Here is a 363-nt window from a genome sequence, read left to right as displayed (position 1 = left end):
GCCAAAAATAAAGATGGAAGTAAGAAACACTTTTTATTTAGACGTGATCCACGAGACATTAGTAAAATTTGGTTCTACGATCCAAGCTTACACCAGTATTTTACCGTCCCCTTTGCTAACCAGCAGCTACCAAGTATGAGTCTGTGGGAATATAAACAGATTCGTAAGCAGATTTCTGATAAAGGGAATGAGTATATAAGTGAACATCAAATTTATGAAGCTTTGACCGAGATGCGAGACTTAATCGAAGATTCTTCTAAAAAAACGAAGTCTGCTCGTAGACAAGCGCAACGTCAAAAGACACATGCAAAAAGTCAAACTATCGTAGCCAAAACAATAATGGCGAGTAAAAGACACAATGCC

1 pseudogene is annotated in these 363 nt (G+C 37.7%); it reads left to right on the top strand.

From position 1 onward, the window contains the following. Positions 1 to 363: pseudogene (locus SB749_RS18880) on the top strand (hypothetical protein); the annotation flags it as partial.

The organism is Brevibacterium sp. SIMBA_078 (assembly GCF_046534565.1).
In the GTDB taxonomy this organism is placed as follows: domain Bacteria; phylum Actinomycetota; class Actinomycetes; order Actinomycetales; family Brevibacteriaceae; genus Brevibacterium.
Note: the sequence above shows the minus strand (reverse complement) of the source record. Positions and strands in the feature narration are given on the sequence as shown.